This is a genomic window from Hymenobacter citatus, assembly GCF_014333615.1.
Lineage (GTDB): Bacteria > Bacteroidota > Bacteroidia > Cytophagales > Hymenobacteraceae > Hymenobacter > Hymenobacter citatus.
This window is the reverse complement of sequence record NZ_JACSCY010000019.1, coordinates 1-25,439: the sequence shown is the minus strand read 5'-3', so window position 1 is coordinate 25,439 and position 25,439 is coordinate 1. Positions and strand designations below refer to the sequence as shown.

The 25,439-nt window shown below is 58.4% G+C and carries 26 protein-coding genes; 18 read left to right on the top strand and 8 right to left on the bottom strand.

Annotated elements, in window-relative coordinates; all coding sequences use genetic code 11:
- Positions 1-46: 46 nt before the first annotated feature.
- The gene (locus H8B15_RS18330; protein WP_187321106.1) at positions 47-1,009 is read right to left on the bottom strand and encodes a DUF2911 domain-containing protein; all 963 of its coding nucleotides are present in this window, start codon (positions 1,007-1,009) and stop codon (positions 47-49) included.
- 488 nt (positions 1,010-1,497) lie between these two features.
- Here H8B15_RS18330 and hisG point away from each other — a divergent pair, with 488 nt between their 5' ends.
- The 12 genes from hisG to H8B15_RS18270 all read left to right on the top strand — a co-directional run bounded on the left by hisG (position 1,498) and on the right by H8B15_RS18270 (position 12,519).
- The gene (gene hisG, locus H8B15_RS18325; protein ID WP_216859203.1) at positions 1,498-2,349 is read left to right on the top strand and encodes an ATP phosphoribosyltransferase; all 852 of its coding nucleotides are present in this window, start codon (positions 1,498-1,500) and stop codon (positions 2,347-2,349) included.
- Positions 2,350-2,451: 102 nt separating this feature from the next.
- Positions 2,452-3,741 carry a histidinol dehydrogenase gene (gene hisD, locus H8B15_RS18320; protein WP_187321105.1) on the top strand — a complete coding sequence of 430 codons (1,290 nt, stop codon included), beginning with the start codon at positions 2,452-2,454 and terminating at the stop codon, positions 3,739-3,741.
- A 144-nt stretch (positions 3,742-3,885) separates the two neighbouring features.
- Positions 3,886-4,938, top strand: coding sequence for a histidinol-phosphate transaminase (hisC, locus tag H8B15_RS18315; protein WP_187321104.1), 1,053 nt, complete (start codon positions 3,886-3,888; stop codon positions 4,936-4,938).
- Between the two features lie 79 nt (positions 4,939-5,017).
- The gene (locus H8B15_RS18310; protein ID WP_187321103.1) at positions 5,018-5,422 is read left to right on the top strand and encodes an Imm50 family immunity protein; all 405 of its coding nucleotides are present in this window, start codon (positions 5,018-5,020) and stop codon (positions 5,420-5,422) included.
- Positions 5,423-5,470: 48 nt separating this feature from the next.
- Positions 5,471-6,577: a bifunctional histidinol-phosphatase/imidazoleglycerol-phosphate dehydratase HisB gene (gene hisB, locus H8B15_RS18305; protein WP_187321102.1), complete on the top strand. Its 1,107-nt coding sequence runs from the start codon at positions 5,471-5,473 to the stop codon at positions 6,575-6,577.
- A gap of 212 nt (positions 6,578-6,789) precedes the next feature.
- Positions 6,790-7,377 (top strand): imidazole glycerol phosphate synthase subunit HisH, encoded by a 588-nt coding sequence (hisH, locus tag H8B15_RS18300; RefSeq protein WP_187321101.1) that lies wholly within the window; start codon positions 6,790-6,792, stop codon positions 7,375-7,377.
- 159 nt (positions 7,378-7,536) lie between these two features.
- On the top strand, positions 7,537-8,253 hold the full coding sequence (gene hisA / locus H8B15_RS18295) for a 1-(5-phosphoribosyl)-5-[(5-phosphoribosylamino)methylideneamino]imidazole-4-carboxamide isomerase (RefSeq protein ID WP_187321100.1): 717 nt from the start codon (positions 7,537-7,539) through the stop codon (positions 8,251-8,253).
- 30 nt (positions 8,254-8,283) lie between these two features.
- Positions 8,284-9,540 (top strand): M1 family aminopeptidase, encoded by a 1,257-nt coding sequence (locus H8B15_RS18290; protein WP_187321099.1) that lies wholly within the window; start codon positions 8,284-8,286, stop codon positions 9,538-9,540.
- A 33-nt stretch (positions 9,541-9,573) separates the two neighbouring features.
- Entirely contained in the window at positions 9,574-10,332 is a 759-nt protein-coding gene (hisF, locus tag H8B15_RS18285) for an imidazole glycerol phosphate synthase subunit HisF (protein WP_187321098.1), read from the top strand.
- Between the two features lie 86 nt (positions 10,333-10,418).
- On the top strand, positions 10,419-11,291 hold the full coding sequence (locus H8B15_RS18280; RefSeq protein ID WP_246455690.1) for a DUF5694 domain-containing protein: 873 nt from the start codon (positions 10,419-10,421) through the stop codon (positions 11,289-11,291).
- A gap of 53 nt (positions 11,292-11,344) precedes the next feature.
- Complete coding sequence (hisIE, locus tag H8B15_RS18275; RefSeq protein WP_187321097.1) at positions 11,345-11,986, top strand: bifunctional phosphoribosyl-AMP cyclohydrolase/phosphoribosyl-ATP diphosphatase HisIE; 642 nt, start codon at positions 11,345-11,347, stop codon at positions 11,984-11,986.
- Between the two features lie 254 nt (positions 11,987-12,240).
- Positions 12,241-12,519 carry a hypothetical protein gene (locus tag H8B15_RS18270; RefSeq protein ID WP_187321096.1) on the top strand — a complete coding sequence of 93 codons (279 nt, stop codon included), beginning with the start codon at positions 12,241-12,243 and terminating at the stop codon, positions 12,517-12,519.
- Positions 12,520-12,612: 93 nt separating this feature from the next.
- Here the strand turns inward: H8B15_RS18270 and H8B15_RS18265 are convergent, their stop codons facing one another.
- Positions 12,613-13,239: a TetR/AcrR family transcriptional regulator gene (locus H8B15_RS18265; protein WP_187321095.1), complete on the bottom strand. Its 627-nt coding sequence runs from the start codon at positions 13,237-13,239 to the stop codon at positions 12,613-12,615.
- A 118-nt stretch (positions 13,240-13,357) separates the two neighbouring features.
- Here H8B15_RS18265 and H8B15_RS18260 point away from each other — a divergent pair, with 118 nt between their 5' ends.
- Positions 13,358-14,383 carry an SDR family oxidoreductase gene (locus tag H8B15_RS18260; protein WP_187321094.1) on the top strand — a complete coding sequence of 342 codons (1,026 nt, stop codon included), beginning with the start codon at positions 13,358-13,360 and terminating at the stop codon, positions 14,381-14,383.
- Positions 14,384-14,464: 81 nt separating this feature from the next.
- On the opposite strand, the gene H8B15_RS18255 is transcribed toward H8B15_RS18260, so the two are convergent.
- Both H8B15_RS18255 and H8B15_RS18250 read right to left on the bottom strand, forming a co-directional pair.
- A complete protein-coding gene (locus H8B15_RS18255) occupies positions 14,465-15,061 on the bottom strand; it encodes a cupin domain-containing protein (protein WP_187321093.1) in 597 nt (198 codons plus the stop codon).
- A 14-nt stretch (positions 15,062-15,075) separates the two neighbouring features.
- Positions 15,076-16,137: a Gfo/Idh/MocA family protein gene (locus tag H8B15_RS18250; protein WP_187321092.1), complete on the bottom strand. Its 1,062-nt coding sequence runs from the start codon at positions 16,135-16,137 to the stop codon at positions 15,076-15,078.
- Positions 16,138-16,267: 130 nt separating this feature from the next.
- On the opposite strand from H8B15_RS18250, the gene H8B15_RS18245 reads away from it, so the two are divergent.
- From H8B15_RS18245 to H8B15_RS18235, 3 genes are all read left to right on the top strand, one after another.
- The gene (locus H8B15_RS18245; protein WP_187321091.1) at positions 16,268-17,212 is read left to right on the top strand and encodes a sugar phosphate isomerase/epimerase family protein; all 945 of its coding nucleotides are present in this window, start codon (positions 16,268-16,270) and stop codon (positions 17,210-17,212) included.
- Between the two features lie 85 nt (positions 17,213-17,297).
- On the top strand, positions 17,298-18,053 hold the full coding sequence (locus tag H8B15_RS18240) for a glycosyltransferase (protein WP_187321090.1): 756 nt from the start codon (positions 17,298-17,300) through the stop codon (positions 18,051-18,053).
- An 18-nt stretch (positions 18,054-18,071) separates the two neighbouring features.
- Complete coding sequence (locus H8B15_RS18235) at positions 18,072-18,773, top strand: lipid-A-disaccharide synthase N-terminal domain-containing protein (protein ID WP_187321089.1); 702 nt, start codon at positions 18,072-18,074, stop codon at positions 18,771-18,773.
- A gap of 63 nt (positions 18,774-18,836) precedes the next feature.
- Here H8B15_RS18235 and H8B15_RS18230 read toward each other — a convergent pair whose 3' ends face one another.
- Both H8B15_RS18230 and H8B15_RS18225 read right to left on the bottom strand, forming a co-directional pair.
- A complete protein-coding gene (locus H8B15_RS18230; RefSeq protein WP_187321088.1) occupies positions 18,837-19,466 on the bottom strand; it encodes a peptidase associated/transthyretin-like domain-containing protein in 630 nt (209 codons plus the stop codon).
- 186 nt (positions 19,467-19,652) lie between these two features.
- Positions 19,653-20,624 (bottom strand): GDP-mannose 4,6-dehydratase, encoded by a 972-nt coding sequence (locus H8B15_RS18225; protein WP_187321087.1) that lies wholly within the window; start codon positions 20,622-20,624, stop codon positions 19,653-19,655.
- A 150-nt stretch (positions 20,625-20,774) separates the two neighbouring features.
- Between H8B15_RS18225 and H8B15_RS18220 the strand changes: the two genes are divergently transcribed.
- Together H8B15_RS18220 and H8B15_RS18215 are read left to right on the top strand one after the other, a co-directional pair.
- Positions 20,775-21,677, top strand: a complete 903-nt coding sequence (locus H8B15_RS18220; protein WP_187321086.1) for a glycerophosphodiester phosphodiesterase — start codon at positions 20,775-20,777, stop codon at positions 21,675-21,677.
- Between the two features lie 56 nt (positions 21,678-21,733).
- Positions 21,734-23,473 (top strand): ArnT family glycosyltransferase, encoded by a 1,740-nt coding sequence (locus H8B15_RS18215; RefSeq protein WP_187321085.1) that lies wholly within the window; start codon positions 21,734-21,736, stop codon positions 23,471-23,473.
- Positions 23,474-23,494: 21 nt separating this feature from the next.
- Here the strand turns inward: H8B15_RS18215 and H8B15_RS18210 are convergent, their stop codons facing one another.
- Together H8B15_RS18210 and H8B15_RS20895 are read right to left on the bottom strand one after the other, a co-directional pair.
- Complete coding sequence (locus H8B15_RS18210; RefSeq protein ID WP_187321084.1) at positions 23,495-24,490, bottom strand: hypothetical protein; 996 nt, start codon at positions 24,488-24,490, stop codon at positions 23,495-23,497.
- 362 nt (positions 24,491-24,852) lie between these two features.
- The coding region (locus H8B15_RS20895) for a hypothetical protein (protein WP_216859202.1) at positions 24,853-25,439 on the bottom strand (587 nt) is incomplete at its 5' end.

Below are 25,439 nucleotides of genomic sequence, written 5' to 3'. Positions count from 1 at the left end.
TCAGAACATCAAACTCACCATTTCACCACCTCACTAGTTCACTATTTTAGAAAGCCTTGGCCTGCCACTCTGTGAGGGCGACGCGCATGGTAGCCTGCTGATTTTTGAAATCGTCATCATCTTTAGAACCCAGTTTGAGGGCCTTGCGGGTGTAGATGAGGGCCGTAGTGTAGTCCTGCTGGGAGGCCAGCAACCGAGCCTTGATCCAGTTGTTGAGGTAGGCGTCGTTGAGGCGCAGCGACTCGTTGATATAGCGCAGGGCTAGTTCCGGCTGTAAATTGTTTTGTACCAGATAGTCGGCGGCCTGAGCCAGCAACTGCCAGTTGCCGGGATGCTGCGTAAGCGTTTGGGCAATACCGGCTAGCACTTGCGTTTGCACGTCGGTTTCAATGAGCATGCTTAGCGTGCGCCGCTCCCACGTAAGGTTCAGGCGGCCGCTGGCGGGCTTCACCTCCGAAAACCAATAGAGCAAGGTCTCCTGAAAGTTTGCTTTTTCGGGCAGCACGGGTATATGCACCACGTCGTCTTTGGGGTCGTAGTTTTCGGTGCCCCAGTGCGTGGTCACGCGGTTCAGAATAAAGTCCCACTCCGAGTCGGCCCGCGGATATACATATAAGGAGTACTGGCCCGCCGCTACGTCCTTGCCGTTCAGCTTCACGGGGCGCGAAAACGTAATCAGCGTGTTTTCGTTGGCCCCTGCTCGCCACACCTGGTTGTAGGGCACCAGCCCACCCCACACGGCCCGGCTCCGCACGGCGGGCGAGTGGTAGTCCACCGTTACGTCTGTTAGCCCTAGCGTCTGCTCAATCACGGCGTGGGGGCTGGCCTGGGGTAGGGGGAGCTGGGGCTGGCCGGTGGTAGACGAGGCCAGGGCCGGGGTGGCCGCAGGCTTTTGCGTGGTAGTATCGGTGGCTGGCGCCTGCTGGGCGTAGGTAGCGGTACTACCAAAAAAAGCGCCGCTCCATAAACCAAAACAAGCCAGCAACAGGCGACGAGAGCGAAGAGTCATGCAAAAATGAAAAAGTAGTCGAAGCAAGTCAGAAACGAATAATCTCGAAACAATTGTGCCAAAGCGAGAGTTTATTGCACAATTTAGGTGCAAAGATCTGGGGTTGCTGAATTTTTTCGTCGAAAAAATTTTCATCCTACCGCCGGGCGCGTACTTTTGTGCCACTAGTTGCTTTTTCTATGTTCGTTGTTGCCTCCCCGCTTGCTGCCCTTCGCCCCGCCGCCCCTGTGGCCGCCGGCTGGCTGCGCGCGGCGCATCATCATGCACACGAACATCATTCCTCTTTTTAGAGGAATCCACGAATCATATTGCCCCGTTGGGAGGTCTGCACTACCAGCTCCCCGGCCGTCTTCGCAAGACGGCCCTACCCCGTATGGGCGATTTTCGCCGGGGCACTTTCTCGTTTCCTACTTCCTATCGACAGAAGAATTAAGCAGTGCCTTCACCGGTCATTCTTAATTTTTAATGCTTACTTTTTAATTAACCACATGATTCGTCTGGCCATTCAGAAGTCGGGCCGCCTAAGCGAAGATTCTCTGAATCTGATTCGTGAGTGCGGTATCTCCTTCCTCAGCAGCACCTACAAGCTTAAAACCGAAGCCACCAACTTCCCCCTCGAAATCCTGTTTCTGCGCGACGACGACATTCCCGGTTACGTGCAGGATGGCGTGGCCGACCTGGGCATTGTGGGGCAAAACGTGCTGATTGAAGCTGGCTACCCCGCCCTGGAAGTGGAAACGCTGGGCTTCAGCAAGTGCCGCCTGAGCCTGGCCGTGCCCCGCGGTGCCAACTACACCGGGGTAGGCGACCTGGAGGGGAAGAACATTGCCACATCGTATCCCGAAATCCTGGGTCGTTACCTGGCCGGGGAAGGCGTGAAAGCCCAACTGCATACCATCAGTGGCTCGGTGGAAATTGCTCCCAGCATTGGCCTGGCCGACGCCATTTGCGACATCGTGAGCAGCGGCTCTACCTTGCTGGGCAACGGCCTGCGCGAAGTGGAAACCGTGTTTCGCTCCGAGGCAGTGCTAATTGCCAACCAAAATCTGTCGGCCGAAAAGCAGGAGCTGCTCGACCAGTTGCGCTTCCGCATGCAGGCCGTGCGCCGTGCCCGCCGCAACAAGTACATCATCCTGAACGCCCCCATCGCGGCGCTCGACCAAGTGAAGGCGTTGTTGCCCGGTATTAAGTCGCCCACCGTGACCAAGTTAGCCGAGGAAGGCTGGGTGTCGGTGCAGTCCGTGGTGAACGAGGACGACTTCTGGCACGTCACCGACCAGCTGAAAGCCGTGGGGGCCGAGGGCCTGCTCGTGCTGCCCATTGAAAAGATGATAGCCTAGACTTTTTTAGCTGTTAGCCGTTGGCTGATAGCTATTAGCTTCTTTTGTAGAGGAAGTTAACTAGCTAACAGCTAACAGCTAACAGCTATCAGCTAAAAGACAATGCAAACCTTTCAATACCCTGTACCGGCCGAGTGGCCGGCGTTGCAGCAGCGGGCCGCCGCCGCCGAGGCGGCTGACGTAGAGGCCCGTGTGGCGCAGATTTTTGCCGACGTGCGCCAGCGTGGCGACGAAGCCCTGCGCCATTACGCGGCTACCTTCGACGGTGTACAACTCACCGACCTGCGCGTGAGTCCGGCTGAACTGGCTGCTGCTGGCGCGCAAGTGCCGATCGAGTTGCAAGAAGCCATCCGGCAGGCCCGCGCCAACGTGGAGAAGTTTCACGCCACCCAGGTCCACACGGAAGCCCCGGTGGAAACCATGCCGGGCGTGACGTGCTGGCGCAAATCGGTGCCGGTGCAGCGGGTAGGGCTCTACATTCCGGGCGGCACGGCACCACTGTTCAGCACGCTGCTGATGCTGGGCGTACCGGCCCGGCTGGCGGGGTGCCCGGAGGTGGTGCTGTGCACGCCCCCGCAAAAAGATGGCTCGGTAAACCCCGTGATTCTGTTCACGGCCCAGCTGCTGGGTATTACAACGATTATTAAGGCGGGTGGGGCGCAGGCTGTGGCCGCCCTCACCGGCGGTACCGAGAGCGTGCCGGCCGTAGACAAAATCTTCGGCCCTGGCAACCGCTACGTCACGGCCGCCAAGCAGCTGGCTACCCGCTATGGCGTGGCTATTGACATGCCCGCCGGGCCATCGGAGGTGCTGATTATTGCTGACGCTACCGCGAATCCTGCTTTCGTGGCGGCCGATTTGTTGAGCCAAGCCGAGCACGGCCCCGACTCGCAGGTGCTGCTGCTTACCGACTCGGCTGAGTTGCTGCCCCGGGTAACGGCCGAGGTAGCGCGCCAACTGGCCGAGTTGCCCCGCCGCGAGGTGGCCGCCCAGGCCCTCACCGAGAGCCGCGCCATTTTGCTGCGCACGCCGGAGGAAATGCTGTTCTTCTCCAATCAGTACGCCCCCGAGCACCTAATTCTGTCGGTGGAAGATGCAGAGCAGCTGGCCGAAGGCGTTACCAGCGCCGGCTCGGTGTTTCTGGGGCACCTCACGCCCGAAGCCGCCGGCGACTACGCCTCGGGCACCAACCACACCCTACCCACCAACGGCTACGCCCGCAACTACAGCGGTGTGTCGCTGGATTCGTTTCTGAAGAAAATTACCTTCCAGCGCATCACTGCCCAAGGGCTGCAACAGGTAGGGCCCGTCGTGGAGACGATGGCCGAAGCCGAGGGCCTCCGCGCCCACGCCCGCGCCGTGACGCTGCGGCTGGAGTCGTTGGGCAAATAATAACATAGCACTAGGCCGTCATGCTGAGCGGCGCGCAGCGAAGCCGAAGCATCTCTACCGCTTCGTTGCTGACATGAACTATCACTCACGGTAGAGATGCTTCGACTTCGCTGCGCGCCGCTCAGCATGACTAATACTACAACCATGTTTGACCTAGAATCCCTCATCCGCTCCAACATCCGCGCCATGAAGCCCTATTCCTCCGCCCGCGACGAGTTTCAGGGTGAGGCGCAGGTAATGCTCGACGCCAACGAAAACAGCCTGGGCTCGGCTGGTCCGGTCAGCTTCAACCGCTACCCCGACCCCTTGCAGCGCACCGTGAAAGCGGAGCTGGCGAAGCTGAAAGGTGTAGAGCCCGCGCAAATCTTCCTCGGCAACGGCTCCGACGAGGCCATCGATCTGCTGGTGCGCCTCACCTGCATCCCCGGCCAGGATAGTATCCTCATCCTGCCGCCTACCTACGGCATGTACGAGGTGGCCGCCCACCTTAACGACGTGCGCCTGGAACGCCACCCCCTCACGCCCGACTTCCAGCTCTCGCCCGAGGTAGTCAAAGGCATTGTGGCCTCCGACGCTAAAATCACTTTTCTCTGCTCGCCCAACAATCCTACCGGTAACCTGCTTCGCGTCGAAGACATCGAGCAGGTGCTGCGCGGCTTCCGCGGTTTGGTGGTGGTAGACGAAGCCTACGCCGACTTTGCCGGTGCTCCTAGCTGGACCACGCGGCTGGCGGAGTTCCCGAATTTGGTGGTGCTGCAAACCTTCTCCAAAGCCTGGGGCTTAGCGGGCTTACGTCTGGGTATGGCCTTCGCTTCGCCGGAAATCATTGGCTACCTTAATAAGATCAAGCCTCCTTATAATATATCGGAAGCCACGCAGCTGCATGCGCTGGAGGCCTTGCAGGATGCGCCGCACTTCGAAGCCATGAAGCAGGAGCTGCTGATTGGCCGTGACTGGCTGGCCGCGCAACTCCCTACCCTGGATATTGTAGAAGAAGTATTTCCCTCCGACGCCAACTTTCTGCTGGCGCGCTTCCGCCCCGATGCGACGGCTGTGTATGAGTATCTGCTCGGTAAAGGTATTGTGGTGCGCAACCGCACCACCCAACCCGGCTGCGCCGGCACGTTGCGCCTCACGGTAGGCACGCCCGAGGAAAACGAGGCGTTGGTGGCGGCGCTACGGGGGTATTCGGCATAACAAAACGTCCTGCTGAGCGTAGCGGGAGGCGAAGTCGAAGCATCTATACTGCTTTATTGCTCTATTTTAACTCTGCTGCATGAATGAAAATTCTGTGATTCATAAAATAGCCAGTTCGGAGGTAGTTATACAGCATTTTGGGTACTGGCCTACCTTTCATGACACAGAAATCAGAAAAGTGGTATTTGAAGCCAACCCCGGCTTTTACCCTTCAGTTACATTTCTGCTAAAGGCCTTTGCAACACTTAACGAAAAGGATGAGCGAGGCTATTACCGAAAGGTGAAGCAGTGTGAAATTGAACTTCAATTCACAGGAATTAAAGAAATCGAATTTGAGGGATTTGGTCACCAGAACGTCATTCTAAGTCTAGAATTTGGCAAGCAGGAAGGTGACCTGACCTGCACACTTGATGCATCAACTGGCTTAGCAGCATATATAGTAGCACAGGCTGCAAAAGTGGTAAGTCTTAATCCAATTACTTAAACCTCGGCATGCGTTGTGGTTAAGTAAGACTCCTACCTAAAACACCTCATGAAAAAAGTACTCTTCATCGACCGCGACGGCACCATTCTCATCGAGCCGCAGCCGAGCCAGCAGATTGATGCCCTCACGCCCGACAAGTTTCAGTTTGTGCCCGGCGCCATTTCCGGACTGACCCGCATTGCCCGCGAGCTGGACTACGAGCTGGTGCTAGTGAGCAACCAGGATGGCCTGGGCACCGACAGCTTCCCAGAAGAAACCTTCTGGCCGGCGCACACGCTCATGCTCGACATTCTGCGCGCAGAGGGCGTGGAGTTTGTGCGCGAGCACATCGACCGTAGCTTCCCCCACCAGAACCTCGACACGCGCAAACCCGGCATCGGCATGCTGGCGCGCTACCTCGAGCCCGCCAACGACTACGACCTGCCGAACTCCTACGTCATCGGCGACCGGCCGACCGACGTACAGCTGGCCGAGAACCTGGGGTGCCAAGCCATCCTGATAGGGGAGGAGCCCGACGAGCGCGCCGCCCTGACGACTACCAGTTGGGAGGAAATTTACCAGCGTCTGCGCCTACCCGCCCGCACGGCCGTGGTGCAGCGCGACACCAACGAAACTAAAATCCGGGTGGAGCTGAACCTCGACGGCGCCGGCCGCCCCGAGATGCACACCGGCTTAGGCTTCTTCGACCACATGCTCGATCAGCTCAGCAAGCATTCAGGTGTCGACATGAAAATCGAAGTACAAGGCGACCTGCACATCGACGAGCATCATACTATTGAGGACGCCGCTATTGCCTTAGGCGAAGCATTCACGCAAGCCCTCGGCGACAAGCGCGGCCTGGCTCGCTACGGTTTTTTACTACCCATGGACGACGTGCTGGCCCAAGCCGCCATCGACTTTTCGGGCCGGCCGTGGATAGTATGGGACGCAGAGTTTAAGCGCGAAAAAATCGGTGATATGCCTACCGAAATGTTTTACCATTTCTTTAAAAGCTTCTCCGACGCGGCCCGCTGCAACCTCAACATCAAAGCAGAAGGGCAGAACGAACACCACAAGATTGAAGCTATTTTCAAGGCTGTTGCGAAGTCAATGAAGATGGCCTTGGTGCGCGATGCCGGCAAGATGGAAATACCCAGCACGAAGGGTGTTCTATAGTTTATTCAAATGTTTTAACAAATGAGTAAATATATCTTTGCCCTTGTTCGCCAGTGATTTAGAGTTTCAGTGTAGAAGTTTTACTTCACCGTAGGTAGACTGACAAAGTGTGGCGGCGGTACGGTAAATTGGAAAGAGGATAGAGCAGCTAATAGCTTTACTCAAATGTTTTAACAATTGTGTAAGTGTAAGTTTTACTTGTACATATTCAAATGAACATAGCAGTAATCGATTACAAAGGCGGCAATGTGCAGTCGGTGTTGTTTGCATTGGAGCGGCTGGGCGTACAGGCCACACTGACAGCTAACCCTGAGCAAATTCGTAGCGCCGACAAGATTCTGTTTCCGGGCGAAGGCGAGGCATCTACGGCGATGCAGGAACTGCGCAGTAAAGGCCTCGACCAGGTGCTGCCTACCTGCCGGCAACCCTTCCTGGGTATTTGCTTGGGCATGCAGTTGTTGGGCACGCACAGCGAGGAAAACGACGCCGACATGCTGGGTATTCTACCCTTCGAGGTAAAGCGCTTTGCGGCCGATGCCCAGCACAAAGTCCCGCATATGGGTTGGAATAATCTGCACCGGCTCCGCTCGCCTTTGTTCGATGGGGTACGCGAGCAGGACTACGTGTATTTCGTGCACAGCTACTACGCGCCGGTAGGCAGCTACACCATTGCCGAGGGCGAGTACCCAGCGCCGTTCAGCGCCGCCGTGCAGCACGAAAACTTCTACGCCGTGCAGTTTCACACCGAAAAAAGCGGCCCGGTAGGTACGCGTATTCTGGAGAATTTTTTAAAAATGTAAGTAGGGTCTTGGGGTCTTCGGGACTTAGGGTCTTGGTTGTCGTTCTGATGGAACAGAGGCCACCCAGAGTTCACAAGGTTTTGGTTGATGAACGCCAGTATCAGACTGGCAGAACGTCAACCAAGACCCCAAGACCCCAAGACCCCAAGACCCTAATCCATGGACCTTATTCCCGCCATCGACCTCATCAACGGCCAGTGCGTGCGCCTGACGGAGGGCGACTTTTCCCAACAAACCACCTACGATTCGGACCCGCTGGCCGTGGCCCAACGCTTCGAGCAGGCCGGGGTGCGCCGCCTGCACCTGGTTGATCTGGATGGTGCCCGCGCCAAGCAGCCGGTGAATCTGCCGGTACTGGAGCGCATTGCCCGCCACACCAACCTGACCATCGATTTTGGGGGCGGCTTGCAGAGCGAGGCGGCCGTGCGCCAGGCGTTCGACGCCGGGGCCCGGCAGATTACGGCCGGCAGCATTGCCGTGCGCGAGCCAGCGCTGGTGGGAGAGTGGCTGCGCACCTTCGGGGCCGAGCGCATCATTATTGGCGCTGATTTCCGCGACAATCACATTTCCATCAATGCCTGGGCCGAGCAGAGCGAACGGACACTCGCGGAGTTTATTGAAGGCTACCTGGCGGCCGGGGCCACTACCTTTATCTGCACCGATGTGAGCAAAGACGGCAAGCTGCAAGGCCCCGCCCTGGCTACCTACCAGCAGCTGCGTGAGCAGCTCCCGGAGGCGCAGCTCGTGGCCTCGGGCGGCGTTACCACACTGGCCGATGTGGAGGCGCTGGTGGCCATCGGCATGCACGGAGCCATTATCGGCAAGGCCATTTACGAGGGCACGATTACGCTGGACGAACTGCGGCCGCTGTTGTAGGCCCAAGCTTTGTGCGCTAGACTTCGTCACATGAACGCTTCGTTGGTATCGGTTGGGGTATTGCTGACGCTGACAAGCGCCCGACTCTGTATGGGGCAAGCTACGCCGGTCGTGCAGATACAGCTTCAGGTGGAGCCCAAAACGCATGCCTTTACGTGTCGGTATAGCTGGCAGATACCGCCGGCGGATACAACGACGAGCATCGGGTTTAATCTGGACCGACAGCATCAGCTCCTGCGAGTACAAGCGCCCGGCGCCGACCAGCAGCGCGTGCTGCCGCGTTACTACCCCTACTTTGCCGATACGTTGCAACGGGTAGAAGTGCACTACCCCAAGGCGCGGATCGGCAAAGCCCGGCGGATTACGCTGACCTACTCCGGCACATTGGCAAAGCCGACGTACACGGAGCAGGTAAACGTCTTTAGCGCGCATTCGGGCTGGCTGCCGATGTGGCCGTACCACGAATACGATGAGGTAGCCTATACCTTGCGGGTGCAAGCACCTGCCTCGTATGCAGTGCGCAGCACTACCCCAGCACTACGGCAGCAGCGCGGGCAGTGGCGTTTTCGCGGCGCGACCAGTGCCATTGAAATAACGGCGCTGGTAGCCCCGCACTTCGAGCAGTTGGCGTCACCTGCGATACAGGTAGTGAAAGCCGGCGGGGCGCTGGCACAACCCGATTCGCTGCTGCTGCAACGGGCTGAGGCTATTCGGGCGTTCTACAACCAAACGCTGGGTAGGCAGGATCCCATCACGCACTTCACCATCTTCTTGCCCGGTACCAACGCCGATGCCTTTGGGTTGTTGGACAATGCCACCGTCATTACGTACACGGATTTTGATGTGCGTAAGCCGGAAGACCTGCTCATCCTGGCCCACGAAATCAGCCATAGATGGTGGAGTAGGGGGGCGGTGCACAACGAAAACGATTGGCTGAACGAGGCCTTCGCTACCTACTCCAGCCTGCTGTATGTGCAGGCTAGCGGCGATACGGCCACGTACCGGACGCGACTTGCGGCGCTGGCGCAGTCGGCCGCGGGGGCGCCCGCCATTCTGGGATTCAACCGGTATCAGTATGAACCGGCCATGTACCGGCGGGTTATTTACAACAAGGGCACGGTGGTGCTGGCCGCGCTGCATGCCCGTTTGGGCACCGAACCATTCATGAACCTGCTGGCGGCAGTGGCTGGGAAACAGGTAGGCACCACAGAGGCGTTGTTGGCGGTAGTGGAACAGGTAGCTGGTGCAGGCACCCGCGCCTGGCTGCTGGCAGAATTACGTCGCTAAGACCAAGTAGAATCAATACAACCAACCATACAAATGCTAACCAAACGCATCATTCCCTGCCTCGACGTGAAGGACGGTCGCACCGTGAAAGGTGTGCGCTTTGAGGGCCTGCGCGACGCCGGCGACCCGGTGGCACTGGCCGCCCAGTACGCCCGGCAGGGCGCCGACGAGCTGGTGTTTCTCGACATCACGGCTACCAACCAGAAGCGCCAGACGCTGGTGCAGCTGGTGCGCGATGTGGCCGCTACCCTGGATATTCCCTTTACGGTGGGCGGGGGCATTGGCTCGGTGGCCGACGTGGAAATGCTCCTGCTCAACGGCACCGACAAGGCCAGCATCAACTCGGCCGCCCTGCACCGACCGGAGCTGATTGACGAGCTAGCTCGCCGTTTCGGCTCCCAGTGCATTGTGGTGGCCGTGGATGCACGCTACACCCCCGAGAATGGCTGGCAGGTGTATACCCGCGCCGGCACCCACAACACCGGCCGCGACGCCGTGCAGTGGTGCCGCGAAGTAGCCGACCGCGGCTGCGGCGAAATCCTACTCACCAGCATGAGCAACGACGGCACCAAAGACGGCTTTGCGCTGGACCTCACTGGCGACGTGAGCCGCGCTGTATCCGTACCAGTAGTGGCTTCGGGCGGGGCGGGCAGTATCCAGCACTTCACCGACGTATTCCAGCAAGCGCAGGCCGACGCCGGGCTGGCCGCCAGCATTTTTCACTTCGGCGAAATCAGTATTCAGGAGTTGAAGCAGACATTGCGGGCCGAAGGCATTCCCGTAAGATTGTAGGTAGGTTGTACCTTGCCGCGGCTATGCGATTTTCTGCAACGACCTCTCGCTTTTTCTGTTTTTTCTGCTGGGTGTTATTCGGGCTGATGAGCCCATTAGCCAGCCAGGCACAAGGTGCCCAGCCCGCCAAGGTGCAGGTGATGATGGTCGGTTCTGACCATCTGGCCCAGCTGTATAACAAGCAGCCAGAGTCTGACGTCTTTAGCCCTAAGAAACAGGCAGAGCTGGCGCAGGTACGGGCGCAGCTCGCCCGGTTTCGGCCCACCATTATCCTGGTGGAAGCCGAACCCCGGGAGCAGCCGCAACTCGACAGCCTGTACGCGCTGTACCAACAAGGGCGGTTGCCGCTGGAAAGCCTACCCACTGGGCGCAGCGAGCGGTATCAGGTGGGCTTCGCGTTGGCTAAGCAGCTACAGCTACCGAGTCCGAAGGGGGTAGACTACTACGCCGCCACGTCGCAGTCGTTGCTGAGTACCGGCACGAACATCGACGCCTACACGCGGGAGCTGAAGCAGCTGCAGATGACGGCCCGCCCCCTCAAGCGGCTCGTGCAGCACGACAGCCTTTCGCTCTATAATTACCTGGCGCTGGTGAACCAACCGGAAATGATTGCCCTGGTGCACCGCATGCAGTTCAACACGCCCGCCCAGGTGATGAATGGCACCTTTGCGGCGGAGGGTACGAACACGGTGGACTTGGGCACAGTAGATACCCAGTACATCGGGGCGCACTTCATCACCCTGTTTTACAACCGCAATCTGAAAATCTACTCCAATATCCTGCGGGCGCAGCAGCAAAGCCAAGCCCCGCGGGTACTGGTTTTGTTTGGCGTGGCGCACGTAGGCGTGCTACAGGAGCTGTTGGCCGCTAATCCGGCGTATGAGGTAGTACCCGCCACGCGGTATTTGAAGCTATCCAAACCAAAGCTCCACTACCTGCAGAAGCAAGCGGGGCACTAGCTGGCAGCTTGACCGCAGGAGGCGTAGCAACCAGAACACACTCTAAAAACAACATGACGTTAGATTTCGACAAAATGGGCGGCTTGCTGCCCGCCGTAGTGCAAGATGCCGATACGGGCCAGGTGCTGATGCTGGGCTACGTGAACGAGGAAGCCTGGCAGAAAACCCGGCAGGAGGGACGCGTAACATTCTTTTCCCGCTCCAAAAACCGTCTCTGGACCAAGGGCGAAACCAGCGGCAACTACCTCACCGTGGTGAGCCTGCACGAAGACTGCGACGGCGACGCCCTGCTCATCCGCGCCCGCCCCGACGGCCCTACCTGCCACCGCGGCACTGTCAGCTGCTTCGAGCAGCCCCAGCAAACGGCCCTGCCCACTGCCCCGGTGGGCTTCCTGGCCGAGCTGGAGCGCCTGGTGCAGCGCCGCCGCGACTTCCCCGACGAGGACCCCAAGTCGTACACCGCCTCGCTGTTCCGCAAAGGCATGCCCAAAATCGCCCAGAAAGTAGGCGAGGAGGCCGTCGAAACGGTAATTGATGCGGTAGGCGGTAACACGGAAGGCCTCAAGGGCGAAGCAGCCGATTTGCTCTACCACCTGCTGGTGCTGCTGGCCGGGTCGGGCTTAAGCTTAGAAGATATTATAGCCGTGTTGCGGGAGCGGCACAGCACCATTTCGGCGGGTGTGCGACGAGAATAAGTAAGGGTAGCCTTTTCCCAAGAAGGTATATAGTTAAAACAGCATCTATTATTTTGCTAATAAAATAATAGATGCTGTTTATTTTTATAAGTATTGCATGATGTTTGGCAATAAATGTGTAAAGTGTGTAATGAATTGCTTGGTTTTCGGGAAATTATACAAGGTAATTGTAGGCAAAAGCATTTGTAATTATATTGCCTTTCCTGAACCGTAGCGACCCGTTTCTTTCTCTTCATTTCGCTTATACACGCTGTATGATTCCTTCTCCTATTGCACACGCAACACGGTTTTGGCAAGATATGCTGGGGCAGCAGCACGAAACTCCCCGGTCTTTTCTGTGGCAGAATGTAGAGGACATGGAGCCAGATGAGGCCGGCCCAATTGCCTGGAAAAATGAGCAAGCCAAAACGCGCATTTATTTAAAAGGCGACAAAGTAATCTGCGTATTAGGCACCTATGGCTACTGGCGTCGGCAGTGGCAGACTTATGCCAGCTGGAACTCCGTATCCCTGAATCAGATCGGGATGAACTAAGTGTGGGGAGGGGATGAGCCCAGGCTAAAAGGTTAGTCCGAAAGTCGCATTCGGACTAACCTTTTATCTGCATCTGAAAAGATATAGCTGCGTTCAGGGTTGCTGAGATGACGACTGGAGAAGTCCGCCCTGAATTAAGGAGGAAAACGCGGTGGCCGCCTCTTGCTCGCTGCACTGCCCGCTTAATAGCAGCACGGAGAGGGCCTCCCCGGCGCCAACCAGCCCAACGCAGCACCGATGGAGCGCGGCTGGGGAAAGTGAACTGTGGGGGGCCAGGGTAGCACAAAACAACTGCACGTAGCCAGCCAGCAACTCCTGCTGCACCACGCCCATTTCTTCGCTGCCTGACAAGGCTGCCCTAACGGCGTGCGATTCTCCGCCCGTGTCCACAGAACAATGGATATAGGCTATGGCGAGTACGTCCGCGGTGTCCTTTGCATGCTGCTGCACGCTTCGCAACGCTTTTTGCAGTATCTGTAGCTGCTGCGCATCCAGTACTTTATAAAGCGCAGTCAAGAGGCCTACACGAGTGGCAAAGTGTTCGTACGTGATGGGCTTCGATACGCCAGCGCGTGTGGCTAAGTGGCCCAGTGTGAGTCGGTCGGCACCTTCTTCGCGAATGATAACGAGGGCCGTATCAAGGAGTTGTTGCCGGCGTTCGGCCTTTGAGAGTCTACCAACCGTGCGTTTCGGTGCTTGTGCGTCCAAAGGGTGCGTCATCGTCAGAGAAGTCAGGTTCGATACAAGAATAATAAGCTACTATTCGTAACCTACTTTTGGTAAGTTACGAATAGTAGCTTATGTTTGTCAAACATACTCATTCTCACATCGCATCCACATGACACACCTTCCTATTCTTTTAGTTGGCGGCTCGGGCACGGTTGGCCGCTGGGTGGCTCGCCTCCTGCACGACGCGCATCCTGAGGTGCCCCTGCTGCTGGGCGGCCGAGACCTCGCTAAAGCACAGGAAGCGGCGGCCGAGATACCCAGCGCCGAAGGCATTGCGCTTGATCTGGCAGCCCAAGACCTGGGCTTGGGGCAACGCCTTGTGCGTGCCGTGGTGGTTTTGTTTACAGACCCCCGACTTGCCACGGTTCGGTTTGCCCAAGCCCGGGGCATCCCACACCTGAGCATTTCAGCGGGCATCTTTGAGATGGGGCCCGAGGTAGCGGCCTACATGCACCAGCCGCAGGCGGCCCCCGTTGTCCTGGGTACGGAATGGCTGGTCGGCGCTACCACTGTTCCCACGCTGACATTCGCCCAGGCCTTTGCCCAGGTCCACGATATCACAATCGGGGCGCTGCTGGATGAACAAGACGTGACGGGGCCAGCCGGCTACGCTGACTTTGAGCGCCAAACCACCATCATGCCCGCGGCGCTTGTTCGGCGCGATGGGGCCTTTGTCTGGCAAGCGGCCGATGAAGCCAACGCCACCATCCGCGCCGTGGATGGCACCGAGCAAAAAGCCACTACGTTCTCCTTTTACGACGTGCTTGGCCTGGCCACGGCGACGGGCGCGCCAAATGTGCAGTTTAGGCTGGGGTTTGGCGTCAGCTCTACCCGCCGCCAGGGCGAGCCGATGTCCACGGAAATTCTCATCGACCTTGCCGGGGAAGACCACGCAGGGCAACCGCTACGCACCCGGCACGCGGTGGTACACCCGCAGGGGCAAATGCCGCTGACGGGTCTCGGCGTTGTCTTACTACTGGAGCGGGTGCTTGGCCTGGATGGCCAGCCCGCAGTTCCGGCGGGCCTTTACTTCCCCTACCAGCTCCTGGAGCCCACTACGTATCTGGCCCGCCTTCAGCAGATTGGCGGGCGGGTGCTGAGTCTGGAGGTAGCGCCGGAGCAGGAGTCGGCTTAGCTCCCTACCTCCAGCAGATTCGAAAGTAGTGACACAACATCTTGTGTCTCATCGTTGCCGACGTTTTGTGGGCAGAGCGGTTTACTTGCCCTTCCACAGGGTAGGCAGCCCTTGAGCGGAGCCTAATAGCGGATCAGTAAGAGGAATAGGTAAAGCGGCGATGTTCTGATCGGTTTGGGGCCGCTCGCCGGGTAGGCCGCGGTTCACGTCCCAATGGCGGCCGTCGGGGTAGGCACCTACAATGCCTAGTTGTTTGCTGCCCAGGTTTTTGTGCCCCACGCCGGCGGGTAGTACCAGAATATCGCCGGCCTGCACTTCTACGGGGCGTCCCTGCTCCCCGCCGAGTTGCAGTCGAGCGCTGCCGGCATACACGCCCAGCACCTCGTGTGAGGTGCTGTGGTAGTGATGGTAGGCATACACGCCGTTGCGCCAGGAGTTGGTCCAGTTCTGCTCAGCGAATCGTTGTTCCAGCCAGGCGGCACCCGCAGCGCCGCGGGCAGGGAAAGCGTTGCGGTAGACGAGGACAGGAAAACGGCTGTTAGGAATTTTGCCGTCGTCTTGGAAAAAGAGCTGTTCGGGTTGCATCAGACGAGAGGAGGGGTAGGAAGCGGCTGTTGTCTGGCGAAGCGGGGTAGTGGCCGCGGCGCCGAGCAGGCGCAGAAAAGCGTGACGATTCATGCAACAGGGGCACGTTACAGAAAAATCGTGTGGCCCGTGCGCACGGCCTCGTCGGCAGCCAGCACGATGCGTAGGCTGGTGACGGCGCCTGCTAGGTGTTCGGTTAGATCAAGATCCGTGGTAATGGCCTCTAGTAGAAACTGCTGTTCGAGCAGGCACAGCGCATCGTGGTCGGGTTCGGTGGGGGTAGGCAGCACTTCATCCGGGTGCACGAACTGACCGTTGGCATCCAGGGCCGCGTGGTGAATACGCAAGCCGCCGGTGTGCGTGTGGCCCTCAATATCCTGCGAGCCGTTTTGCACGTCGTCTATAATAGAAACAGCGCCCTTGGGACCGATAACATCTTTGATGAACACGGCCGTTTCGCTCATCATGGGTCCCCATCCCGCCTCGTACCAGCCCACGGAGCCATCCTGAAAGCGCACCTGCAACTGTCCGTAGGTGTACATCGCGGGGTCGACTTCCGCCGACAGATTGACCCCAATGGCGCTGATGCTGACGGGCGTAGCCCCCGTCATGGCGCACATTACATCCACGTAGTGCACCCCGCAATCGACGAGCGGGGAGGCCGAGCGCAACAGCTGCTGGTGGGTGTGCCAATGCTGGCCGGTGCTCTGTTGGTTGAGGTTCATGCGCATCACCAGCGGTTTGCCCAGGCCCTGGGCCAGGTGCACAAACCGTTGCCAGGTAGGGTGCACGCGCAGAATGTAGCCCACCACCAGCTTGCGTTGCTGTTGCCGGGCCAGGGCTACCAGCTCCTCAGCCTCGGCTACGGTGGTGGCCAGGGGCTTCTCCACAAACACGTGGGCACCGGCCAGCAGGCTCTGCCGCACCAGCGCAACATGCGTATCGGGGTAGGTGTTGATGGACACCACGTCGGGGGCGGTGGCGCGTAGGGCCTGCTCGGCGCTGGCGTAGGTAGGCACGCCGCCCAGCTCCTGCGACAGTCTCTCCCGGCTTTCCGGGCCGCGGCTGACCAGCCCCACCAGCTCGAAGGCGGGCAGCTGGTGGTAGGCGCGGGCGTGCGAAGCACCCATGTTGCCACACCCAATCACCAGGACTTTATACGTTTTCATATCTGTTACGATTCGAGGGGTAGGCGCCGGGCGCCGAGAACGTTTAGGATTCCGCCAGCGCACGACTACGTATTCGATATACAAAAAAAGGTGGTATCTAGGAGTGTTTTCCTACCTATCCCCGCCGTCTATGTCCACTTCCCGCCGCGAATTCTTGCAGAAAACGTCTGCCTTGGTTACCGCCGCGCTGGCTGCACCGCCGCTGCTGGCCGCCCATAAATCAGCCCCCGCGTTCGGGGAAATTTCCCTGGCGCAATGGTCCTTGCACAAGGCGCTGTTCAAGCAAGAGCTAACCAACCTGGATTTTCCCGGCGTGGCCCGGCAGAAATTTGGCATCACGACGGTGGAGTACGTGAACCAGTTTTTCAAGGATAAAGCGAAAGACCAGACCTATTTGCGGGCGTTGCAGCAACGCTGCCGCGACAATGGCATTACCAACCACCTGATTATGGTGGATGGGGAAGGCGACTTGGGCTCACCCGATGAGCGGGAGCGGCAGCAGGCCGTAGAAAACCACCGTCCCTGGCTGGAGGCGGCCGCCTTCCTGGGGTGCCGGAGCGTGCGCGTGAATGCCTTTGGCAAGGGCACCGCCGAGCAAGTGCAGCGGGCGGCCGTGGCGGGATTGGGGCAACTGAGCGCCTATGCCCAGCCGCTGGGTCTGAACGTGGTGGTGGAAAACCACGGTAGCTACACCTCCAACGGGCAGTGGCTCCTGCGCACCATTCAGGGGGTAGGCAAACCCAACGTGGGCGTCCTCCCGGACTTCGGCAACTTTTGCGTGCGCCGGGAGTCGGGTGAGCTCTACAAGGGCCAGTGCGTGGAGGAGTACGACCGGTACAAAGCCGTGACCGAATGGCTGCCCGTTATCAAAACCGGCGTCAGCGCCAAAACGCTGGACTTCGACGCGGCCGGCAACTGCGTGGAAACGGATTATTACAAGATGCTGGGCCTACTGAAAAAAGCGAAGTTTCAGGGCTATCTGGGCATTGAGTACGAGGGCGAGAAACTAAGTGAGGAAGCCGGTATTCGCCGCACCAAAGAGCTGATCGAAAAAGTGGTGCGCTCCATGGGGTAGGAGCAGGCCGCGGGGCGCAGCACGCCCCGCGTGGCAGGATTGCCGGGTTTCTGCCTACCTTGCATCCCTAATGCTGTTTTAGCCAATGCCCGCTGAACCCACCGCTGCCTACCTGGCCACCCAAACCCTGACGGTGCTCGTGCCCGTCTACGACGAAGAAGAAAGCCTGCCGCAGTTTGTGGTGGAGATGAATACGTTTCTGGAACAAACGCCGGTGCGCACCACTGTGCTGTTCATCAACGACGGCTCGCGCGACGGTTCTTTGGCCCTGCTGCGCGACATCTGCGCAAAAGACAACCGCTACGAGTTCATCAGCCTCAGCCAGAACCGTGGCCTGAGCACGGCCATCAAAGCGGGCGTCGACCACTGCCGCACCACGCTGGTAGGCTATATCGATTCGGATATTCAAACCACGCCGCTGGATTTCCTCACGTTCTTCGAGTTCTTCCCGCAGTTTGATATGGTGAACGGCATCCGGGCCAAGCGCCAGGACACGCTCACCAAGAAGCTGTCGTCGAAGATTGCCAACACCGTGCGCCGCACCCTCATCAACGACGGCATTCAGGACACAGGTTGCCCGCTCAAGATTATGAAAATTGACTACGCCCGGCGCCTACCCCTGTTCCACGGCATGCACCGTTTCCTGGGGGCCTTGGTGCAGCTGCAAGGCGGCAAGGTGAAGCAAATTCCCGTGCGCCACTTCCCGCGCTTTGCCGGCACGGCCAAGTACAACCTCTGGAATCGTGCCTGGAAGCCCCTGGTGGATACATTCGGTTTCCGCTGGATTCGCTCGCGCTGGAAAAACTACGAGATTGGCGAGCAGCAGCGCGGTACCGTCTAACGCGGCAGTACGGTGAGTATGAGTACAACCCTGCTGGCGACGCTCGAACGGTGGTTTACGGTGCAGAACGTGGCCCTGGTGATTGGCCTGGTATCGCAGCTGCTGTTTTCGAGCCGTATTGTATTACAGTGGATTCAGAGCGAGCGGGCGCGGCGGGTGCTGGTGCCGGCGCTGTTCTGGCAGATCAGCCTGATATCATCGTTTCTGATGATTATCTACGGCATCCTGCGCCACGACCCGGTGATTCTGGGTGCCCAGCTCATTAGCTACGTCATTTACATCCGCAACCTGCAACTGCTGGGACAGTGGCAGAAGCTGAACAGCTGGTTTCGGGTGGCAGCCTACGTGTTTCCGCTGGCCACGCTGGTGCGCTTTATCGTCGGCGAGGCGCACTTCAGCTTGCAAGCCATGCTCAGCAGCCGTATTCCGCGCGGGGTGCTGGTGCTGGGCGCGGTGGGCCAAACCATTTTCCTGCTGCGCTTTGTGTATCAGTGGCTCTACTCCGAGCGCAAAGGCGAGTCGGTACTACCCTTGGGCTTTTGGGTGGTGAGCCTGGTGGGCTCCGTGCTGATTCTGGTGTACGCCGTGCTGCGCTGGGACGTGGTGCTGCTGCTGGGCAACGTGTCGGGCACGGTGGTGTACGCCCGCAACATCGTGCTGCTACGCCGGGAAATCAAAGCCCTGAAAATCGTGGAAGTGAAGGTGCCGGTCGAAGAGTGAGTGGAAGTAGGTGTGGTTCGACCGTCCAATCCATGCTTCGTTTTCAGGAATTCTGACAACGAATTAGTAGTGAATCTCGATGCGCGCAGTGTCCGCTCCCGCCACGATGTAGGGGATGCGCGTTTCAACATTCGAGACGGTTGTGCTCCCGTTCAGGCTCCATACCACTACGTTATTCCCCGCTGACACGGGCCGGTAGAAGATCGTATCCTGTGGCAGAAGAATTGTCACAGGGTCAATGAAGCCCCATAGTCGGATGTTCAATGCATCGGCGCGTGGTGGTACGTCGCGTAAGTGCACCTGGAGCCAGGATATAGATGTCAGGGGAACGCGCACATCCTTGTTCTTGCGGCCAGCTTTGATCTTGGGCGCCGACAGGTACTGCGTGCTCCCGCGGGGCGCATCGGCGCGTAGCACGTAGTCGGTCGCGTCGTTGGCTTCAAAGGCAAACGAAAACCGCCCTTGTGCATCGGTGGGGTGCCAGTCGCCCACTTGCGAGAAGGCGGAGGAGGAGCTGCTGCGCTTATTGGCTAGTACGGCCACGTCAGCCAAGGCGATGGGCTGCCCGGTCACGTCGTCCACGACGACGCCCTCGACGGTGGTTTGTCCGCTTTGCTCAAATAAGGAACATCCCGACAAGGCCAGCCCGATGCTCAGCAGGCCAACGGATTTGACTACATAAGGGGGTAGCATGTTAAAATATATATAATTAGAAAGTGGATTGCGGTTCTATCTTTTTACTAGTTCTCGAATTGCTCTAATCTTACTGGCTAAGTTATATAAATTTATTGCCACTCAGGTGTAGGGGCAGTGATGCCTACAAATGCTTGCGGTAGCGTTTGCAGCTGGAAAGGCTGATGCCGGAATAAAACTATTCCCTTATTCCGTCTGCGCCTGCTGCCAGATCACAAACTGCCGCAGGCCGTCGGGCAGGCTGGTGCGAGGCTGATAGCCCAGGAGCCGTTGCGCTTTGCTGATGTCGGCGTAGGTCACGTCCACATCGCCGGCCTGCATGGGGTGAAACTCCAGGCGGGGCGCTACACCCACGGCATCCCCAACGGCCTGAATCAGCTCCAGCAGCGGCACCGGGCGGTTGTTGCCCAGATTGATGGTTTCGTAGACGTCGGTGTGGCCGAGCAGATAGTCCACGCCCCGGGCAATGCCGTCGACGGTATCCAGCACAAACGTATAGTCGCGGGCCGTGCTACCATTGCCAAACACCGGAATGGCGTGGCCGGCGCGCAGCAGGCGCACAAACTTATGAATGGCCAGGTCGGGCCGCTGGCGGGGGCCATACACGGTAAAAAACCGGGCATTGAGCACGTCCAGCTGGTAGAGGTGGTGGTAGGTGTAGGTGAGCTGCTCGCCGGCCAGCTTGGAGGCCGCGTAGGGAGAAATCACCGAGCTAAGCAGGTTCATGTCCTCGCGGAAGGGGCGCTCGGGCGTGTTGCCGTACACTGAGGACGAGGAAGCAAAGAAGAGTTTGCTGATTTCCCGGCCGCGCATCCACTCCAGCAGGTGGGTGGTGGCCACCACGTTGTTTTCGAGGTAGGCGATAGGCTCGCGCACCGAGGGTCCCACGCCGGCTTTGGCAGCCAGGTGTACCACCACGTCGATGGGGTCGGCGGGAAAGGCATCGGTTAGGGCCTCGCTACCGCGGCGCAGCTCCACCTCGTGGAAGCTGAAGCGGGGATGAGCGAGCAACGCGGTCAGGTTGGCCCGCTTCAGGGACCGATCATAGAAAGGGTCGAAGTTATCTAGTCCCAGCACCCGGTAGCCATCGGCCAGCAGCCGCTCGCAGAGGTGGGAGCCAATAAAGCCGGCGCACCCGGTAACGAGAACAGAAGGCATACGCTGAGGGAAACGCTAAACAAACCATACCCCGCGCGGGCGGAGAGGGGGGCAAAGGTAGCGTGATTTATGAAATAGGACCGCGGGGAGCGTAAGAATCCGGGTTTTTCGTTTTTTGCGAAATAACTTTAGCACGTGTTTAGGAAAATAATGAAACGAAGCTGGAGCCTGGGGGTGCTGGTCGTCCTCAGTCTGGTGGTGGCCTGGCGGTGGCTGGCAGTAGGAGAGAAGGTACCACCAGCGCAGCGGCAGGTGTTGGTGATTGGCCACGCCGGGTCGGGCTTTTTTACGCCCATCAACCCCTTCAACCCGCTACCCCCGAGTAGTCTGCGGGGCATCGAGCACGCCCTGGACCAGGGCGTCGATGGGGTGGAAATTGACGTGCAGCTCAGTCAGGACAGCGTGCCCATGCTCTACCACGACCCCCGGTTTGATACCATGACCGACGGGCACGGGTGCGTAAGCGAGCAGCCCGCGGCGGCCATCACGGCCCTGCACTACCGCGGCGGCTGGCCCTACGACTGGTTTCAGCAGGAGCAGCCCGCCACCGTCGAAACCCTGTTGCGCCAGCTGCAACGCCGGGCCCGGCGCACGGGCCGCTACCCAGTGCTGCACCTGGACTTGCACGAGTACGACGCGTGCGCGCCGGAAGGGCAGCAGTACCGCCGCTCGCCGGTGCTGGCGCGGGCGCTGGGGCGCGTGCTGCGTCGCTACCGTGTGCCCCCCGAGCGCCTACTGCTGCTCACCGACCATCCGCAAACCCTCTCCTTACTGCGTGCTGCCGTGCCGGGTGCGCCGCTGGCCGTAGAAATTGCCAAGGATGATGATTTCACGGCCGGGCTGCAGGCCGCCCGGCAGGAGCAAACCCAGGCGGTGGTGCTGCATAAAGACGTTATCACACCAGCCCGCTCGGCGGAGGCCCGGGCCGCGGGGCTGGAAGTGGTGGTGTTCGGGGGGCGGTCCTCGGCTTCCATCCGCCGGATTCTGGCCTGCCACCCCGATGCCATGGAAGTGGATAATGTTCCCCAACTGCTGACGTTACTAGGTCGGTAGGGTACCTTACCCATTGCCGCTACTGTATTCATCCGCCCGGCAACTTTTCTCTGCTTATGCTGTCTTCCTCTTTTCTGCGTGCTGGCTGGTTTCGTTGCCTGACGGTGCTGCTCGTTTGCTGCTTCAGCTTTTTTCCCTACCTGGGCGCGCCCAATGTGAGCCTAATGGAGGCGCGCAACTTTGTGGCTGCCCGCGAAATGGCGCAGGGAGGTTCCTGGCTGATTCCGACCATGAACCTGGAGCTGCGTCTGGCCAAGCCTCCGCTGCCTACCTGGGCCGTGGCCACGGCCATGAAGCTATTCGGCACCACCTCCGATTTGTTTGTGCTGCGCCTGCCGGCGGCGCTGATGGCGACGCTGCTGGTCTTTTTTTTCTGGGGGCTGGCGCGCGAGCTGACCCGGCGCCTACCCGCCGACGCCGACGAGCCGGGGCGCACCGCCTGGCTGAGTGCGTTGGTGCTGGCGAGTAGTCTGCTCATTATCACCAGCGGGCGGGAGGGGCAGTGGGACATCTTCTCCAACGGGTGTATGGTAGGGGCACTCTGGTTGCTTACCCGTGGCTGGAACAGTGCCGGGCGGGGGTATGGGTGGTTTACAGCGGCGGGTGTTGCCCTCGGCGCCTGTATTCTCAGCAAAGGACCGGTGGCCCCTTATGCCATGTTGCTGCCGTACGTGGGGTGCTATGTGTCCGGGCTGAACCCGTGGCGGGCCACCGTACGGGCGCACTGGCGGGGCACGCTGTTGGCGGCGGTGTTGGGGTTGGGCATTGGTCTGTCGTGGCCGTTGTATGTCTATAGCCACGTACCGGCAGCGGTGCTGGCGGTGGCGCGGGTCGAAACTACTTCCTGGGGGGAGCGGCACGTGCAGCCCTTTTGGTACTACCTCAATTTTCCGGTGTTTTCGGGTATCTGGGCGCTGATAGCACTGGCTGCCCTGTGGGTGCCGTATGCCCGGCGTCGGGCAGGCGCCTACGTGCCGTATCTGCTGTTGCTGGGGTGGCTGGTGGCCAGCCTGGTACTGTTGAGTCTGGTGCCCGAAAAGAAAGAGCGCTACATGCTGCCATTGTTGCCGCCCATGGCGCTGCTCATCGCTGGTATGCTGCGTTACCTGGAAACTGTGTTCCGGGCGGCTGCCGCGCCAGCCGCCGCGCGTCGCCTAGTGCGGGGGTGGTCCCTCTTGCTGATCGTGGTGTGCCTGCTGGCGCCCCTGGCCATGGTGCTGGCCCAGCTGCCCGGCTTTGGACCCGTTACGCTACGCTTTGGTGCGGTGGTAGTGGTACTAGGGGGGCTTGCCCTTGTCGTCTTTCGCGAAGGCTGGCAGCGCCTGCGACCAGTACCCCTAATGGCGGCTTCGCTGACGGGTATGGCAGCGCTGCTGGCGCTGCTGCTGCCCGCCTACCCGCTGTGGGAGGGGCGGCGCGATGAGCAGGGCTTACGGCGTCTGGCCGACGTGCGTCGGCAGCCCAGCTTACACAGGCTGCCGTGGTGTAGTATGGGCGAAGTACCTGTGAAGCAAGTGTGGATGAATGGTGAGCCCATGCCCGATATATCGGACGATACCCTGCGTACGCCCACACGCCTGCCGGTGGTGATACTTTCCGAGCACCCCTATGAAGACGACGATTTACCGGATGCGTGGCAGGATTCCGTCGACGCCATGCCGTCTGATAGTTTCTACCTGGGTAGGGACCGTGGGGCCGGTGCCTGGTATTACACAGTACTGCGGCGCAAATACACCCAATTTTCACGGGAACAGCGCAGAGGCACGCTGTTCCCGTGGAATCGGGTAGCTCATTAAAGGTAGGAAGTCAGGGTGCTCTTAAGGGGAGAGCTGCTTCCGGATCTTCTCCAAAAGGATAGATACAATAGCAAGGTCTTGTGCATCTTGAAGCAGCAACTGCGTCTCAATCCCCGGCCCGCTAATGTGAATGGAATAGGATAGACTGCTGCCGTTGGTGGCCGTGGGCTGGGGAGCAGCAGCCGCCGGCGCGGGCGTTGGGAGAGTTACTGCGGTCGGTGGTCCGGTGGTAGGGCTGTGGGTTGGTACTGGTATACTCACCTCTGATGCGGGCGTTGTGGAGTCCGTATCAAGGTCGTCCTCTAGATCATCCGTATCCAAGCCAAATAACGCCGATACAGCATCACTACCCCGAAGCGGTGGGAGAGGTGGTACAAGAGAGGGAGCGGGGGATATGCTATTGGTATAAGAAGTGGTGGTAGGAATAGACTCTGGTTTAGGGGAAGTAGTGGGGCCTGTATTGGATGTGCTAGTGCCAGCAAATAAATTGGTGGGCATCTCGGTACTGGCCAGCTGCTTGCGTGGTGTTTGTTGATTGGCTAGCTGGTCAACGTCGACAATAACATTCCGCTCATCTAGGATGTCCACCATGCGTGCGCCCTCCACAAATGCCTTGGCTACATTTTGTGCATTGATTTCTTCAACGCCAAACTCCCGGATCAGCATAACATCAAACATATGCACCGGCAGCTCACGGTTCCGAAACTTGCGGCATATCTGCATGAATAACGGAGGATGAAGGAAAGCTTCCCGGTGGTAAATCTTTTCTTCCTGCTTGTCATACGCATGCTTGATGCGCCGATATAAGTTGGTTGTAGTAAGAATCTCCCGCTTACTGGTCAGCAGGCCAAACTTAACGGCAGATCCAATGATGGCTTTATAAGAGCCACTAACCTTGCGGTCTAGCTTCTTAGCGCTGGTTTCTATAGCGCATTTGCCGCCAGTGTCATCTACTACTTCTGCTACCTCCCAAGCGCTGGCATATGTGGTACGAGGGTAGTCTATGGTTTTAGGCATAAAAGAGAAGGAAACGATGAAGAAACAAGTATATACGTTATAAGTATAAAAAAGCAGTATAAAGTATAAAAAAGTAAAACTATTATTTATTATTTTATACTTTTTATTACTTATTGAGTCTAACTTTATTATTTATTCTACTACCTATTGATATCATACTACCTAATTCATTCTATATTTAATTACTACCTACCATAGGCGGGGCCGGGGCCACAGGGTAGGGTAGGAGGCACTTCTTTTGACCTTATCGTTTGTCTTTACACAATATCACACCTTTTAAGGGCCAGAGACCATTTCACAATAACCCTCTCCATATCTAAAAAAACGAGGATTTTCGACCCTTACTCAGCAACCAATTTGTTTTACTCTTTCTGTATACATGCTTGCAGCCAACGGATACAATTGGGAGCGTCGACAATGGTCCATGAGTGAGGAAAAGGGCGTTTACCTACATAACCTTTTCCCTTGGTTTCTATGTACTCAGCTCGGTTATTTCCCTGATGACGTAGATTTAGTATCATCGTTTTGAGCATTGCCGCGTTCAAATCTTCCCATTCTATCGTAGGACAATACTGCTGACGCCAAAAGTTTAGATCAGGCTCACAATACACGCGCACTGGCGTGTGCTTGAGTAGGGCAATGTTACCACCCGTCGGGGCATTGCTCGAAAAAGACGAAAACTGGCGGTACACTGCTGGCACTTGTGTTGGTGAGCCGCCAAAAGCCTGCGTAAGGGTAGTTACCATTGACCGGCCTTCTTGTTTGAACACCGGGCTACATTTTTGCGCCATCCGTCGTTGTCCGATCTGCCAAAAATTGGCTAGATCCACAGGTGAGTCGACGCTAAACACCGCTTTAACGCGTAGTGGGCGTGTAGGCTTCCCCGTGAAGTAGGCCAGTGAAAAGTAGAGAAAGGGGGTATCTTTTCCCATTCTTTCCCTACTGCCCC

Bases quoted from the DNA above. Each gene is read 5' to 3' on its own strand.
- H8B15_RS18330 (WP_187321106.1), bottom strand. From the start codon at position 1,009: ATGACTCTTCGCTCTCGTCGCCTGTTGCTGGCTTGTTTTGGTTTATGG.
- hisG (WP_216859203.1), top strand. From the start codon at position 1,498: ATGATTCGTCTGGCCATTCAGAAGTCGGGCCGCCTAAGCGAAGATTCT.
- hisD (WP_187321105.1), top strand. From the start codon at position 2,452: ATGCAAACCTTTCAATACCCTGTACCGGCCGAGTGGCCGGCGTTGCAG.
- hisC (WP_187321104.1), top strand. From the start codon at position 3,886: ATGTTTGACCTAGAATCCCTCATCCGCTCCAACATCCGCGCCATGAAG.
- H8B15_RS18310 (WP_187321103.1), top strand. From the start codon at position 5,018: ATGAATGAAAATTCTGTGATTCATAAAATAGCCAGTTCGGAGGTAGTT.
- hisB (WP_187321102.1), top strand. From the start codon at position 5,471: ATGAAAAAAGTACTCTTCATCGACCGCGACGGCACCATTCTCATCGAG.
- hisH (WP_187321101.1), top strand. From the start codon at position 6,790: ATGAACATAGCAGTAATCGATTACAAAGGCGGCAATGTGCAGTCGGTG.
- hisA (WP_187321100.1), top strand. From the start codon at position 7,537: ATGGACCTTATTCCCGCCATCGACCTCATCAACGGCCAGTGCGTGCGC.
- H8B15_RS18290 (WP_187321099.1), top strand. From the start codon at position 8,284: ATGAACGCTTCGTTGGTATCGGTTGGGGTATTGCTGACGCTGACAAGC.
- hisF (WP_187321098.1), top strand. From the start codon at position 9,574: ATGCTAACCAAACGCATCATTCCCTGCCTCGACGTGAAGGACGGTCGC.
- H8B15_RS18280 (WP_246455690.1), top strand. From the start codon at position 10,419: ATGAGCCCATTAGCCAGCCAGGCACAAGGTGCCCAGCCCGCCAAGGTG.
- hisIE (WP_187321097.1), top strand. From the start codon at position 11,345: ATGACGTTAGATTTCGACAAAATGGGCGGCTTGCTGCCCGCCGTAGTG.
- H8B15_RS18270 (WP_187321096.1), top strand. From the start codon at position 12,241: ATGATTCCTTCTCCTATTGCACACGCAACACGGTTTTGGCAAGATATG.
- H8B15_RS18265 (WP_187321095.1), bottom strand. From the start codon at position 13,239: ATGACGCACCCTTTGGACGCACAAGCACCGAAACGCACGGTTGGTAGA.
- H8B15_RS18260 (WP_187321094.1), top strand. From the start codon at position 13,358: ATGACACACCTTCCTATTCTTTTAGTTGGCGGCTCGGGCACGGTTGGC.
- H8B15_RS18255 (WP_187321093.1), bottom strand. From the start codon at position 15,061: ATGAATCGTCACGCTTTTCTGCGCCTGCTCGGCGCCGCGGCCACTACC.
- H8B15_RS18250 (WP_187321092.1), bottom strand. From the start codon at position 16,137: ATGAAAACGTATAAAGTCCTGGTGATTGGGTGTGGCAACATGGGTGCT.
- H8B15_RS18245 (WP_187321091.1), top strand. From the start codon at position 16,268: ATGTCCACTTCCCGCCGCGAATTCTTGCAGAAAACGTCTGCCTTGGTT.
- H8B15_RS18240 (WP_187321090.1), top strand. From the start codon at position 17,298: ATGCCCGCTGAACCCACCGCTGCCTACCTGGCCACCCAAACCCTGACG.
- H8B15_RS18235 (WP_187321089.1), top strand. From the start codon at position 18,072: ATGAGTACAACCCTGCTGGCGACGCTCGAACGGTGGTTTACGGTGCAG.
- H8B15_RS18230 (WP_187321088.1), bottom strand. From the start codon at position 19,466: ATGCTACCCCCTTATGTAGTCAAATCCGTTGGCCTGCTGAGCATCGGG.
- H8B15_RS18225 (WP_187321087.1), bottom strand. From the start codon at position 20,624: ATGCCTTCTGTTCTCGTTACCGGGTGCGCCGGCTTTATTGGCTCCCAC.
- H8B15_RS18220 (WP_187321086.1), top strand. From the start codon at position 20,775: ATGAAACGAAGCTGGAGCCTGGGGGTGCTGGTCGTCCTCAGTCTGGTG.
- H8B15_RS18215 (WP_187321085.1), top strand. From the start codon at position 21,734: ATGCTGTCTTCCTCTTTTCTGCGTGCTGGCTGGTTTCGTTGCCTGACG.
- H8B15_RS18210 (WP_187321084.1), bottom strand. From the start codon at position 24,490: ATGCCTAAAACCATAGACTACCCTCGTACCACATATGCCAGCGCTTGG.